The 14952-nt window shown below is 62.0% G+C and carries 5 protein-coding genes; all 5 read left to right on the top strand.

What is annotated here, in order from left to right; all coding sequences use genetic code 11:
- Positions 1-47 precede the first annotated feature (47 nt).
- The 5 genes from ACXZ66_RS02250 (at position 48) to ACXZ66_RS02230 (ending at position 14941) form a co-directional block, all read left to right on the top strand.
- A complete protein-coding gene (locus ACXZ66_RS02250) occupies positions 48-1760 on the top strand; it encodes a long-chain-fatty-acid--CoA ligase (RefSeq protein ID WP_458750201.1) in 1713 nt (570 codons plus the stop codon).
- A 99-nt stretch (positions 1761-1859) separates the two neighbouring features.
- On the top strand, positions 1860-3569 hold the full coding sequence (locus tag ACXZ66_RS02245; RefSeq protein WP_458750199.1) for a long-chain-fatty-acid--CoA ligase: 1710 nt from the start codon (positions 1860-1862) through the stop codon (positions 3567-3569).
- 306 nt (positions 3570-3875) lie between these two features.
- Entirely contained in the window at positions 3876-5492 is a 1617-nt protein-coding gene (locus tag ACXZ66_RS02240) for an FAD-dependent oxidoreductase (RefSeq protein ID WP_458750198.1), read from the top strand.
- 5 nt (positions 5493-5497) lie between these two features.
- Positions 5498-5758, top strand: coding sequence for a metal-sensitive transcriptional regulator (locus tag ACXZ66_RS02235; RefSeq protein ID WP_458750196.1), 261 nt, complete (start codon positions 5498-5500; stop codon positions 5756-5758).
- Between the two features lie 156 nt (positions 5759-5914).
- Complete coding sequence (locus tag ACXZ66_RS02230) at positions 5915-14941, top strand: fatty acid synthase subunit beta domain-containing protein (protein ID WP_458750194.1); 9027 nt, start codon at positions 5915-5917, stop codon at positions 14939-14941.
- The last annotated feature ends 11 nt before the right edge of the window (positions 14942-14952 follow it).

The following is a 14952-nucleotide window of genomic DNA, read 5'->3' as shown; positions in this document are numbered from 1 at the left end:
CATATTTCTCAGCTTTGAACCTAAAGCTTCAACGATTGGATCATTGAATGTCTGCATTTGAATCAAAGGCTTGGTTGGATCACTACACTCCTTGGACTCCCCACACCCTCGATTATGGGGACACCACGTTGCTTGATCTGTACGACAACAATCTCGCCATTAATGCAGAAAAACCAGCGACATGGTTCTTCGGTCGCCGCCAAACCTACGATGAACTGGACAAGGTAGTCCGTCGTACTGCAGCCGGCCTCAAGGCATTCGGAGTTCGCCCAGGCGACCGCGTAGCCATCATGCTGCCGAACTGTCCTCAGCACATCGCCGCTTTTTACGCAGTATTGAAGCTTGGCGCCACCGTGGTTGAGCACAACCCGCTCTACACCGCCCACGAGCTACGGGGACAGTTCAAGGACCACGGCGCACGCGTTGTCATCGGCTGGGATAAGTCAGCGGGAACCTTGGATGAGCTCCGGAAGGACACTGATCTTGAAACCATCATCAGCGTCAACATGGTCAACGCCATGCCCAAGATCCAGCAACTTGCTCTAAAGATTCCAATTAAGAAGTTGCGTGATTCACGCGACCAACTCACCGCACCCGCGCCAAATACGGTCCCCTGGGAAACGCTGATCAGCTCCGCAATTGGTGGCGAAGGCGACGATATCGTCTCTGAACCTTCAGTTACTAAGGAATCGTCGGCACTAGTGCTCTACACTTCGGGAACTACCGGTACGCCTAAGGGAGCCGAACTCACACACGGAAATCTGTTCGCCAACCTGCTGCAAGGCAAAGCGTGGGTCAAGGGTCTCGGCGACTACGACGAGCGCATGTTGGCCGCCCTGCCTCTGTTCCACGCGTATGGCATGACCATGGTGTGCACCCTTTCGGTCTACATCGGGGCGGAGATTGTTTTGCTTCCCTCGCCTAAGATTCCCCTCATCATGGATGTGATGAAGAAGCACACTCCGACTTGGGTGCCAGGCGTTCCCACGCTCTACGAGAAGATCGCAAATGCCGCCGAAGAACAAAACATCGAGATCAAAGGAATTCGAAACGCGTTCTCTGGCGCCTCTACCCTGCCAACCAGCACCGTGGAAAAGTGGGAGCGCCTCACCGATGGCCTTCTAGTGGAAGGCTATGGTCTGACGGAAACTTCGCCGATCCTTGTCGGCAACCCTATGAGCGAAGCACGTCGCCCCGGCTACATTGGCGTTCCATTCCCGGATACTGAGATTCGTATTGCCAACCCTGACAACTTAGACGAAACCATGCCAGATGGAGAAGAGGGAGAGCTTCTCGCCCGTGGCCCACAGGTATTCAAGGGCTACCTGAATAAGCCAGAGGAAACCGAGAAGGTATTCCACAACGGCTGGTTCCGCACCGGCGACATGGGTGTCATGGAAGAGGACGGTTTCATCCGCCTTGTCGCTCGCATTAAGGAAATCATCATCACCGGTGGCTTCAACGTCTATCCGGCTGAGGTTGAGGATGCCATCCGCGATCACCCAGACGTCAACACGGTTGCCGTCGTCGGTCGTCCGCGCGAAGACGGCTCAGAAGATGTGGTAGCTTGCGTCACCTTGAATGACGGTGCTGCCCTTGATCCCGAAGGCCTCAAGGAGTTCGCTCGCGAGCGGCTTACCCGCTACAAGGTCCCTCGCACCTTCTACCACTTCGAGGAATTGAAGTCGGACCAGCTAGGAAAAATTCGTCGTCGAGATGTCCAAGCTGACCTACTTAAGTTACTGGAGCAAAAGAAGTAAATTAATTAACTAAGAATTGTGGTTCGTTTCACAAGCGTGTGGCATACTATAAAAATACCTAATCATGACCTGCATCACACTTGACCGAAAGGTGCCCCCATGTCGGCCTTTGAAACGAAAGCATGGACGAAGCAATACGCAGAGTGGACCCCCACCACACTGGAATATGGGGACACAACCCTCGTTGACGTATACGACGACAACCTGAAGAAAAACTCCCATAAATCTGCAACTTGGTTTTTTGGAAGGACCCAGACCTACGCTGCCCTCGACCAACAGGTGAGGGCGGCCGCGGCCGGCCTCAAGGCTTTCGGCGTCCGCCCGGGCGACCGCGTCGCCATCGTCCTACCGAACTGCCCCCAGCACATCGCGGCCCTGTATGCCGTGCTCAAGCTGGGTGCCACCGTTGTTGAGCACAATCCGCTCTACACCGAACACGAGCTCAAAGGCCTCTTCCAAGATCACGGTGCCCGGGTGGCCATCGTCTGGGACAAGGCAGTGCCCGTCGTCGACAGTTTGCGCAAAGATTCGGAACTAGAAACGATCATCAGCGTCAACATGATCGAGGCCATGCCCAACCTCCAGCAGTTCTTATTGAAGATCCCGCTGCCTTCCATCAGAGAAAAGCGTGCCGCCCTATCGGGGGACGCACCCAACGCCATCGAATGGAAGACACTGCTCAGCGATGCCATCGGCGGCCCCGCCGAGCACGTCAAGTTCCCTCAAAAGGTGAACAAGGATGACACGGCCATCATCCTGTACACCTCTGGCACCACGGGAAAGCCTAAAGGTGTCCCGCTTTCTCACGCTAACGTGTACTCAAACTGCAAGATGGGTGAATCCTGGGTCCCCGATTTCGGCAAGTTGGACGAACGCATGATGGGTGCCCTACCGATGTTCCACGCTTACGGTCTGACCTTGATTGGCGTGCTTGCCGTCCACGTCGGCGCCGAAATGATTCTCATGCCGGCCCCACGCATTCCGCTAATCATGGACATCATGAAGAAACACACCCCGACCTGGTTTCCGGCAGTTCCGACCCTGTACTCGAAGATCATCGATGCGGCCAAGGAACAAAACATCGAGATCCGGGGCATCCGCAATTCCTTCTCCGGCGCCGCCCCACTGCCAGTTGCCACGGTGGAGGCCTGGGAGGAGCTCACCGGTGGCCTCCTCGTCGAAGGCTACGGCCTATCGGAGACCTCCCCGATCCTGGCAGGCAATCCGATGGACGGAAACCGACGCCCCGGATACATCGGCATCCCGATGCCCGACACCGAAATTCGCATTGCCAACCCCAAAAACCTCGACGAAACCATGCCTGATGGCGAAGAAGGCGAACTGATTTGTCGCGGCCCGCAGGTCTTCAGCGGATATCTTGAAAACCCCGAGGCCAACAAGGAAGCCTTCCATAACGGGTGGTTCCGCACTGGCGATGTTGGCCTGATGGAAGCCGACGGATTCATCAAGGTCATTGCCCGCACCAAGGAAGTGATCATTGCTGGCGGCTTCAACGTTTATCCGGCCGAAGTCGAAGATGTCATCCGCCAGCATCCCGATGTAGTCAATGTCGCGGTCGTCGGTCGCCCACGCGAGGATGGTTCCGAGGACCCAGTAGCGTGTGTCATTCTGCGCGACGGTGCGGCCCTCAACCCCGAAGGCCTCAAGGAGTTCGCCTCCAAGCGCCTGACCAATTACAAGGTTCCCCGCACCTTCTACCACTTCGAGGAGCTGAAGTCGGACCAGCTGGGCAAAATTCGTCGTCGCGAAGTTCAAGCCGATCTTCTCCAACTGATCAAAGAACAATAGAGCCAAGAGCAGCACAAATCCCCCAAATTACCCCCGTTTGGGGGTATTTTCTCGCCTTCCGCATACCCCTAGGGGTATATTCCTTTCTTGTAAACCCCAGGGGGTATAGCAACTTCGAAAGGAACCCCACCATGTGCCAACCTATTACCTGCTCTAACTGCAAGAAGACCACTTGGACCGGATGCGGCCAACACATCGACCAGGTTAAGGCCTCCGTCCCCGCCGGACAATGGTGTACTTGTTCGAAGCCGGAGCCACAAAGCTTCTTCTCCCGCATGTTCGGAAAGTAAAATTCGGAAAGAGAAAATGAGCACAGCAAGCACACCACAGACCACCGTCATCGTCGGCGGCGTCGCCGGCGGCATGTCCACCGCGACCCGCCTGCGTCGCAACGACGAGACCCGCAACATCATTGTCCTCGAAGCCTCGGGAAACGTCAGCTTCGCCAACTGTGGCCTGCCGTACTACGTCGGCGACGTCATCACCGAGCGCGAGTCGCTCCTCCTGCAGACCCCACAGTCTCTCAAGGACCGCTTCAATCTCGACGTTCGCGTCAACACCCGCGCAACCAAGATCAACCGCGAGGCCAAGACCATCACCACCGACGCAGGCGAAGACATCGCCTACGACACCTTGGTCCTCTCCCCCGGCGCGACCCCACTCCTTCCTCCCATCGAGGGCATCGATCGCGCGCTGACCCTGCGCACCGTCGAAGACGTAGATAATATTGTCGCCCACCTCGAAGGCGCGAAATCGGCAGCTCTGATCGGCGGCGGCTTCATCGGCCTCGAGCTCGCTGAGAACCTTGCACACCGTGGTCTCAAGGTCACCGTCATCGAGCGCGCGCCCCAGATCATGGCACCGCTCGACGAGGAGATGGCAGCCCTCGTCCAGAAGCACCTCGAAGATAACGGCATCACCATCCTCACCAACGCCGATACCTCGCGTATCGACGAAAAAACGCTCACCCTGTCCGACGGCACCGTAATCGATGCTGATATTACTGTCGCCGCCATCGGCGTGCGCCCTTCCTCCGAGCTCGCTCGCGACGCCGGCCTCGAAGTCGGGGCGCGCGGGGGCATCGTTGTCGACGACTACCAGCGCACCAACGATCCTGCGATCTTCGCACTCGGCGACGCTGCCGAGAAGCGCGACGGCGTCGACGGCTCCGACACCCTCGTTCCGCTAGCTCAGACTGCGAACCGCCATGGTCGCCTCGTTGCCGACATCATTTCGGGTCGCGACGTCCGCCGCACCGGCACCCTGGGCACCTCCATCGTTGGCCTGTTCGGCCTCTCGGCCGCGGCCGTAGGTTGGAACGAGCGCAAGGCGAAGGCTGCCGGCAAGAACCTGCGGGTTATCCACCTCCACCCAGCCGACCACGCTGGCTACTACCCTGGTTCGACCCAGATGCACCTGAAGCTCGTTGTCGACGCTGACAATGACGCGATCCTGGGCGCTCAAGGTGTGGGCGAAGGCGGCGTCGATAAGCGAATCGACGTCATTGCCACCGCAATGCGTGGCGGACTGACTGCCTCGGACCTTGCGGACCTCGAGCTTGCGTATGCTCCGCAGTTTTCGTCGGCGAAGGACCCGGTCAACATGGCGGGCTTCATCAACGACAACATGGTCCAGGGCGAGAAGACCGTTCAGTTCCACGAGCTGGACCAGTACATGGACGAAGGCTGGGAACTCATCGACGTGCGCGAACCGAGTGAGTTCGAGGCTGGCCAGATCCCTGGTGCCCGCAACGTTCCGCTCAATGATCTGCGCGCGAACATCGAGGACTTCAAGGGTGGCAAGTACATTGTTCACTGCCAGGTCGGCCTGCGCGGCCACACGGCGTCGTCGCTGCTGCGCAACTACGGAGTCGAAGTGGCGAACTTAGACGGCGGGTACGTCACGTGGTCCTCTGTACAGTAGACACTATGAAAATCACAGCAGAAGAGGCCAAGCCTGCTATCACGCGGCTGAAGCGTGCGCGCGGTCAGATCGATGCCATCATCCGCATGCTCGAGGAAGGCGAGGAGTGCGAAAAGGTGGCTACCCAGATCTCCGCTGCCTCCACCGCGGTCTCGCGTGCGGGGTTCCTGGTGATCTCGAAGGGCATGCAGAAATGCATGACCGAGGAGGGTCCAGATTCCCTTGACCAGGAAAGATTGGAGAAAATCTTCCTTTCTCTGGCATAGCGCCTGATCCAGGACAGGGGTCACACCCAAAACCTGTCCAAAACATGAGAGTTCCCTCACAATACAGGGCGTGTCGTTCACTTCCTACGAATTCGTAGGTTACGGTGTCGTAGTTGCACTGTTTCCGACCCCTAAACACTTTGAAGGAACATCCGCATGTCTTTAACGCCCCTTCTGGCCATGTCGAACCCTGCCCTCACTTTTGCTGGGCAGGGTTCTAACTGGCAGTACGCGCTTTCCGATGCCGCTGCATCCCCGCTGACCCGCACTCGCCTCGCTGATCTCATCGACGGCGCGCGCACCACCACCGGACCCGTTGCCCGCCTGCTGGCCTCCACGGTCCCAGGAACGGCAGAACGCCTCCGCGAACTGATTGCCGAAGGTTCCGCAGCTACCCCTGCGGCCATCGACGTGCACCCAGCGGTCAGCGTCCCGGGCATCGTGCTCGGCCAGATCGCCGCCGTTGATCAGCTCCGCGACTTGGGGCTCAACATCTCCGACACCCTTCTGGCTGGCCACTCGCAGGGCTCCCTCGGTGTCTCGGCCGCCCGCCACCCAGAGCAGACCCTGGCGTTCGCCTTCCTGCTCGGCACCGCGGCCTCCCACGTACACGGCGCCACCGACGAGCGCTCACACATGCTCTCCATCCGTGGCCTGTCCCGCGACCAGCTCGCAGCTGTTCTCGCCGAGACCCCAGCGGCCGCCGGCGCCGAGATCGCCGTGATCAACGGCCCTCGCCACAACGTGCTCTCGGGCACCCCGGAGTCCCTCGAGGCTGCCAAGGATGCGATCACCAAGCTCGCCGACGCGCACAACGCGCGCCTCGAGGCCGCCGAGTTCGGTGGCGCCGAGCTCAATCCGCTTTTCGACGAGCTCCCGGTCGCCTACCCTTTCCACAACTCTTCCAACGCGAAGGCCGTGGAATTGGCAGCGCAGTGGGCCGAAGAATGCGGCATCGACCTGGGTGAAACCACCCCTCGCGCGCTCGCCCAGGCGATCCTGCACGATCACCATGACTGGCCGACAATCGTCGCAAAGCTTCTCGACGACGGTGCCACCCACATCGTGTCCCTGGACCGATCGCTCGCGTCGATCACTTCGAAGCTCGTCGCAGGCCACGGCGTACCTGTTATCACCGCCGACTCGGCTGCTGCCCGCGACGAGCTGGCCACCCCTGGTACCGAGCTGCCTGAGGCCGTGAACTACTCCGAGTTCGCGCCACGCCTCGTGCGCCTGCCAGACGGCAAGTCCTATACCCAGACCCGCTTCTCGTCTCTGACTGGCCTCTCGCCGATCATGCTTGGCGGCATGACGCCTTCCTCGGCCGACGGCGAGATCGTCGCGGCCGCCGCGAACGCTGGTTACTGGACCGAGCTCGCCGGTGGTGGCATGTACTCCGATGAGGTGTTCACACACCACAAGGACACCATGGAGTCCTTCCTGGAGCCAGGCCGCACCGCCCAGTTCAACACCATGTTCTTCGACCGCTTCCTGTGGAACCTGCAGTTCGGTCAGACCCGCATCGTGCCGAAGGCCCGCGCTGCCGGCGCACCTTTCAACGGCGTCTGTATCTCCGCTGGCATCCCTGAGGTCGACGAGGCAACCGAGCTGCTCGCACAGCTCAAGTCCGACGGCTTCCCATACATTTCCTTCAAGCCTGGTACCTCCAAGCAGATCCGCGACGCACTGAAGATCGCCGCCGCGAACCCTGACTTCCCTGTCATCTTGCAGGTTGAGGACGGCCACGCAGGTGGTCACCACTCCTGGACCAACCTCGACGACATGCTGCTGGACACCTACGCCGAGGTGCGCAAGTACCCGAACGCGCTGCTCGCAGTCGGCGGCGGCATCTACTCGCCAGAGCGCGCTTCTTCCTACATCACCGGTTCCTGGTCCGAGAAGTACGGCCTGGCTGCCATGCCTGTCGACGCCGTCTTTATCGGCACCGTCGCCATGGCCACCAAGGAAGCCAAGGCAACCGACTCCGTCAAGGATCTCCTGGTCAACACCAAGGGTCTGTCTTTCGAAGAGAACGACGGCTGGGTCGCCCGCGGCACCGGCACCAACGGTGTTGCCTCCTCGCAGTCGCACCTGCTGGCCGACATCCACGACCTGGACAACTCCTTCGCAGCAGCCTCGCGCCTGATCACGTCTCTTGATATCGACGACTACCAGGCCCACCGCGACGAGATCATCGAGGCCCTGAACAAGACCTCCAAGCCTTACTTCGGCGACGTCGAGGAAATGACCTACGCACAGTGGGTCGAGCGCTTCGTGGAGCTTGCTCACCCATTCGTCGACCCGACCTGGGACGACCGCTTCTTCGACCTGCTGCACCGCATCGAGGCCCGCCTCAACGAGACCGACCACGGCGAGATCGAGACCCTGTTCCCATCTATCGACGAGGTCTCCGACGCACCAGCCATGGCCAAGCGCCTGCTGGATGCCTACCCGGCAGCCCACGAGATCCAGGTTTCCCCACGCGACGCCGCTTGGTGGATCTCCCTGCACTACAAGCACGTCAAGCCGATGCCTTGGGTCCCAGCCATCGACGGCGACCTGAAGACCTGGTTCGGCAAGGACACCCTGTGGCAGGCCCAGGACGAGCGCTACACCGCCGACCAGGTTCGCATCATCCCTGGTCCTGTGGCAGTTGCTGGCATCACCAAGAAGAACGAGCCCGTTGCTGACCTGCTGGGTCGCTTCGAGGCAAGCTCCACCGAGGCCCTGCAGTCCGCAGGCGTCGAGGAAACCGAGCTTTACTCCCGCCTTTCTGACGCACAGTCGGCTGAGGAATTCATCAAGGCTGCGCCGACCATCGTCTGGCACGGCCACCTCATGGCAAACCCTGCCTACGAGATGAACGACGAGGCTTACGACCTAGTTCAGGACGAGGACGGCCTGTGGTCGATCCGCATCAACTCCGATTCCTACTGGGACAACCTGCCTGAGGATCAGCGTCCGTTCTACGTACGCGAAGTCACCATCCCGCTGGACCTCTCCGCTGGCACCGCTACTGGCGCATCGCCAGTAGTTTCCGACGAGCGCCTGCCTGAGTCGGTATTCAACCTGCTCGAAGGCCTCGCCGGCGTCGGCTCCACCTCCGAGAGTGGCGACGAGATCACCGAGATGCCACAGATCATCCCGGGCTCCGAGTCCGAGGACGCACCTTTCGGCGTGGCCAAGTACTCCTTTACCTTCCCGGCCTCCCTGCTCACCGCGCACACCAACGTGACCGGCGCAGCACTCGGCGATGTCGAGCCGGGCACCCCAGACGTTCTCGTCGGACCTGCTTGGCCTGCCATCTACACCGCCCTGGGCTCCGGCAAGCTTGCCGATGGCTACCCAGTCATCGAGGGCCTACTCAACGCCGTGCACCTCAACCACGTCATCGACCTGCGCGTCCCACTCGAGGAGTTGGCCAACGGCCGCACCATCGACGTGACCTCCAAGTGCACGGCTATCGACGAGTCCGCCTCCGGTCGCATCGTCACCGTGGAAGTCGAGCTCTTTGATCACGAGTCGGGTGAACTCGTCGCAACGCAAATGCAGCGCTTTGCCATCCGCGGCCGCGCGACCGGCACCAACGTGCCAACCCCTGCGCCTGAGTGGGGCGGCGGCAAGTCCTCGACCAAGGTTGAGGCCACCCCGCGCTCCTTCGTGGACCGCGCCACCGTCACCGCACCTTCCGATATGACCGCCTTCGCGCTGGTCTCGGGCGACTACAACCCGATCCACACCTCCTACAACGCCTCCGGCCTGGTCAACCTCCAGGCGCCGCTGGTGCACGGCATGTGGCTCTCGGCCACCGCGCAGCACCTCGCCGGCCGCCACGGCGACGTTGTGGGCTGGACCTACTCCATGTACGGCATGGTGCAGCTTAACGACGAGGTCGAAATCACCGTCGAGCGCGTCGGACGCAAGGGCATCCACCGCGCCCTCGAGGTCACCTGCCGCATCGATGGCGAGGTCGTTTCCGTGGGCCAGGCGCTCATGGCACAGCCAAAGACCGCTTACGTTTACCCAGGCCAGGGCATCCAGACCGAGGGCATGGGCAAGGGCGACCGCGACGCTTCTCCTGCAGCGCGCGACATCTGGCGCCGCGCCGATCGCCACACCCGCGCGAATCTGGGCTTCTCTATCCAGCGCATTATCGACGAGAACCCAACCAGCGTGAACGTCAAGGGCACCGAGTTCAAGCACCCACAGGGTGTTTTGCACCTGACCCAGTTCACCCAGGTTGCGCTCGCCGTGGTTGCTTACGCACAGACCGAGCGTCTACGCGAAGGCGATGCGCTGGCTGAGGGCTCCATGTACGCTGGCCACTCGCTCGGCGAGTACACCGCTCTGGCTTCCTTGGCGAACATCTTCGACCTCGAATCCGTCATCGACGTGGTCTACTCCCGCGGCTCTGCCATGGGCACCCTGGTTCCACGCGACGCCGACGGCAACTCCGAGTACGGCATGGGCGCGCTGCGTCCGAACATGATCGGTGTCTCCGCCGACGACGTCGAGGCCTACGTGGCCAAGGTGTCCGAGGAGACCGGCGAGTTCCTGCAGATTGTCAACTACAACATCGCAGGTCAGCAGTACTCCATCGCGGGCACCAAGAAGGGCCTCGCACAGCTGAAGGCGCAGGCCAACGCCATCCGCGAGCGCGCCTTCGTGACCGTTCCTGGCATCGACGTGCCGTTCCACTCCTCCGTTCTGCGCGACGGCGTTCCTGCCTTCGCCCAGAAGCTCGACGAGCTCCTGCCTGCCGAGATCGACGTGGACGCACTGGTTGGCCGCTACGTGCCAAACCTGGTCGCGCGCCCATTCGAGCTGACCCAGGACTTCATCGATGCGATCAAGGCCGAGGTTCCAACCACCGCCTTCGACAACATCACCGCGGACAACACCGACGCGAACACCCTGGCACGCACCCTGCTCATCGAGCTGCTCGCGTGGCAGTTCGCCTCCCCTGTGCGCTGGATCGAGACCCAGGATCTGCTGCTGCAGTCCAACGATCAGATGATCGAGGTCGGTCTGGCTTCCTCGCCAACGCTGACCAACCTGGCCAAGCGCGAGATGGACGTCATCGGCCACCACATCCCAGTCCTCAACGTCGAGGCCAACCAGGATCAGGTCATGTTGCAGGATTCCGTCGAGGCACCTGCGCACGAAGAGCCTTCGCTTGACGACGACTCTGCCGACCCGACTCCATCCGCTCCTGCTGAATCCTCTGCCCCTGCTCCAGCAGCAGCACCTGCCCCTGCCGCAGCCCCTGCCGCATCTCCAGCGGCGCCAGCCGCTTCCGCCGCCGACGCCCCTGAGCTGCCATTTACCGCAGCCGAGGCCATCATGGTCCTGTTCTCCTTCCAGAACAAGATGCGCTACGAGCAGATCAACGACTCCGATACTGTCGAGGAGCTCACCAACGGCGTGTCCTCTCGTCGTAACCAGCTCTTGATGGACATGTCCGCCGAAATCGGTGTGCCTGCCATCGACGGCGCAGCCGACGCCGACGTGGCCACCCTGCGCGACACGGTCAAGACCGCGGCCCCTGGCTACACACCATTCGGCTCCGTGCTCTCCGAAGCCATCAACTCCCGCCTGCGCCAGCTCACCGGCGCTGCCGGCGTGAAGCCTGCCTACGTTGGCGAGCGCGTCACCGGCACCTGGGGCCTGCCTGGCTCCTGGACCGCACACGTCGAGGCGGAAATCCTGCTGGGCTCCCGCGACGAAGAGTCCGTACGCGGTGGCACCCTGGCTACCATCCCAACCTCGGCTTCGTCCAAGGCTGACGTCGACGCCCTCATCGATGCCGCAATCCAGTCCGTGGCAAACCGCAATGGTGTCTCCGTTTCCATGAACGCTGGTGGCGGCGCCGGCGGCGGTGGCGTGGTCGATTCCGCGGCCCTCGACGCCTACGCCGAGACCGTCACCGACACCCTGGTCTCCACGGCCCGCACCCTGCTGAACAAGCTGGGCGTGGTCGACGAGGTCGAGGCCGTTGAGGCTCCGGATACCACCGTCATCGACACCGTTGAGGCCGAGCTCGGCTCCAACTGGGTCAAGTTGGTCTCCCCATCCTTCGATGCCAAGCGCGCGATCCTTTTCGACGACCGCTGGGCTCAGGCCCGCGAGGACCTTGCACGCATCGCACTCGGCGAGACCACCATGGATGTGGCACGCTTTGCGGGCACCGGCGAGACCGTTGCTGAGCAAGCCGAATGGTACAGGGCCAACGGCTATGAGAACGCCGACCTGCTCTCCGAGATCGCCACCGCCGCCCGCGGCGAGGCCGACGAGGAGTTCAAGGACGACGTCGCACTGGTCACCGGTGCAGCTCCTGGCTCGATTGCCACCGCTGTTGTCGAGCGCCTGCTCGAAGGCGGTGCGACCGTGATCATGACTGCCTCGAACGTGTCCCAGGCGCGTAAGGAATTCGCTCGTCAGCTCTTCCGCGACCACGCTTCCGCTTCCGCGCAGCTGTGGATCGTACCGGCCAACCTCTCGTCGTACCGCGACATCGACGCCCTGATCGACTGGATCGGCTCCGAGCAGCGCGAGACCGTGGGCAACACGGTCAAGGTGGTCAAGCCAGCGCTTATCCCAACCCTGGCCTACCCATTCGCGGCTCCTTCTGTCTCCGGTTCCCTGGCCGATGCGGGCGCACCGGCCGAGAACCAGGCACGTCTGCTGCTCTGGTCGGTTGAGCGCACCATCGCAGGCCTGTCCGAGCTTGCACAGGGTGCCGACGACTTCCCGTCCACCCGCGCGCACATCATCCTGCCTGGTTCCCCGAACCGCGGCATGTTCGGTGGCGACGGCGCCTACGGCGAGACCAAGGCTGCTATGGACGCAATCTTGGCGAAGTGGTCCGCTGAGGCCGGCTGGCCAGAAGGCGTGACCCTGGCGCAGGCAAAGATCGGCTGGGTTGCCGGTACTGGCCTGATGGGTGGCAACGACGGCCTCGTGCCTGCCGCCGAGAAGGCTGGCATCCACGTCTGGGATCCGGAAGAGATCTCTTCGGCTCTCATCGGCTTGGCTTCCAAGGAGACCCGCGCGCAGGCAGCCGAGGCTCCTGTCGAGCTGGATCTCACCGGTGGCCTGGGCGATTCCAAGATCTCCATCTCCGAGATGGCCAAGCAGGCACAGGAAGAAGCGGCAAACGCTGAGCCTGAAACCACCGAGGCAGAGGCACCTGTCACCATCAAGGCCCTGCCGAACACCGCTCACCCAACGCAGGCAAAGGCCGCCGAGGTTGGCGATGTCACCTGCGACCTCGACGACATGATCGTCATCGTCGGCCTCGGCGAGGTTTCCTCCTGGGGTCTGGGTCGTACCCGCTCCGAGGCTGAGTTCGGCATGCAGCGCGACGGCACCGCCGACCTCACCGCAGCCGGCGTACTCGAGCTGGCATGGATGATGAACCTGGTCCACTGGGCCGAGGATCCACACCCAGGTTGGTACGACGCCGACGGCACCGAGATCGCCGAAGAGGACATCTACGACCGCTTCCGCGACGAGGTTGTTGCACGTTCCGGTGTCCGCACGCTGACCGACAAGTACTTCCTCACCGACCAGGGTTCCATCGACCTGACTGAGGTCTTCCTCGATCGCGATATCACCTTCACCGTCGCCAACGAGGACGAGGCCCGCGACATCGAGGTAGCCGATCCTTCCAAGACGAAGGTCGAGCTGATCGACGGCGAGTGGACCGTGACCCGCCTAGCTGGTGCGACGGCACGCGTGCCTCGCAAGGCCACCCTGACCCGTACCGTTGCGGGCCAGATGCCTGACGATTTCGACCCAACCAAGTGGGGCATCCCAGCTCAGATGGTCGACGGCCTGGACCGCATCGCCGTGTGGAACCTGGTCACCGCGATCGACGCCTTCGTCGGTGCCGGCTTCACCCCGACCGAGCTGCTGCAGGCAATCCACCCAGCCCAGGTGGCTTCCACCCAGGGCACCGGCATCGGTGGCATGGAGTCCCTGCACAAGGTGTTCGTCTCCCGCTTCCTCGACGAGGAGCGCCCGAGCGACATCCTGCAGGAAGCCCTGCCAAACGTTGTGGCTGCTCACGTCATGCAGTCGCTGGTTGGCGGCTACGGCTCGATGATCCACCCGGTTGGCGCTTGTGCAACCGCCGCTGTTTCCGTTGAGGAAGCTGTGGACAAGATCGCACTGGGCAAGGCCGACTTTGTGGTCGCCGGCGGTATCGACGACGTGCAGGTCGAGTCCCTTGCGGGCTTCGGCGACATGAACGCAACCGCTGAGACCAAGAAGATGACCGACCAGGGCATCGACAACCGCTTCATCTCTCGTGCGAACGACCGCCGTCGCGGTGGCTTCCTCGAGGCTGAGGGCGGTGGCACCGTGCTCATCGCGCGTGGCTCCCTGGCTGCCGAGCTGGGTCTGCCAGTCCTGGCTGTCATCGGTTACGCTTCCTCCTTCGGCGACGGCGCGCACACCTCCATCCCGGCCCCTGGCCTGGGTGTGCTGGCCTCTGCTCGCGGTGGCGAGAACTCGAAGCTGGCCAAGAACCTGAAGTCTTTGGGCCTGACCCCAGACGACGTCAGCGTCTTGTCCAAGCACGACACCTCCACCAACGCCAACGATCCAAACGAATCCGAGCTGCACTCCCTGCTGTGGCCTGCGATTGGTCGAGATCCGAAGAAGCCGATGTACGTCATCTCCCAGAAGTCGCTCACCGGCCACTCGAAGGCAGGTGCGGCGCTGTTCCAGACCGGTGGCATCATCGACGTGCTACGCACGGGCAACATCCCACAGAACGCATCGCTTGACTGTGTGGATCCGCTGCTCGAGCCGAAGTCGAAGAACCTGGTCTGGCTGCGCTCCCCACTCGCTCTCGGCGAGGGCAACGTGAAGGCAGCCGCGCTGACTTCCCTGGGCTTCGGCCACGTTGGCGCCCTGGTGGTCCTGGCTCACCCAGGTGTTTTCGAGGCTGCCCTGGCGAAGTCTGGCAAGGATGTCGAGGCATGGCGCAAGCGTGCCACCGACCGTCTGCGCTCCGGTGCGAACCACCTCGAGGCGGGCATGATCGGCCGCACCGAGCTGTTCAAGCAGGTCGAAGGCCGTCGCTTCCCAGAAAAGGGTGCGCACGAGGCCGAGATCGCATTGCTTCTCGACGAGAACGCACGCCTTGGCGAGAACGGCGTCTACCCAAGCGCCTAACGCTTAAGTAG

The organism is Corynebacterium sp. S7 (assembly GCF_054401105.1).
Note: the sequence above shows the minus strand (reverse complement) of the source record. Positions and strands in the feature narration are given on the sequence as shown.

Excerpts from the sequence above, each read along its gene's own strand:
- ACXZ66_RS02250 (WP_458750201.1), top strand. The coding sequence starts at position 48 with ATGTCTGCATTTGAATCAAAGGCTTGGTTGGATCACTACACTCCTTGG.
- ACXZ66_RS02245 (WP_458750199.1), top strand. The coding sequence starts at position 1,860 with ATGTCGGCCTTTGAAACGAAAGCATGGACGAAGCAATACGCAGAGTGG.
- ACXZ66_RS02240 (WP_458750198.1), top strand. The coding sequence starts at position 3,876 with ATGAGCACAGCAAGCACACCACAGACCACCGTCATCGTCGGCGGCGTC.
- ACXZ66_RS02235 (WP_458750196.1), top strand. The coding sequence starts at position 5,498 with ATGAAAATCACAGCAGAAGAGGCCAAGCCTGCTATCACGCGGCTGAAG.
- ACXZ66_RS02230 (WP_458750194.1), top strand. The coding sequence starts at position 5,915 with ATGTCTTTAACGCCCCTTCTGGCCATGTCGAACCCTGCCCTCACTTTT.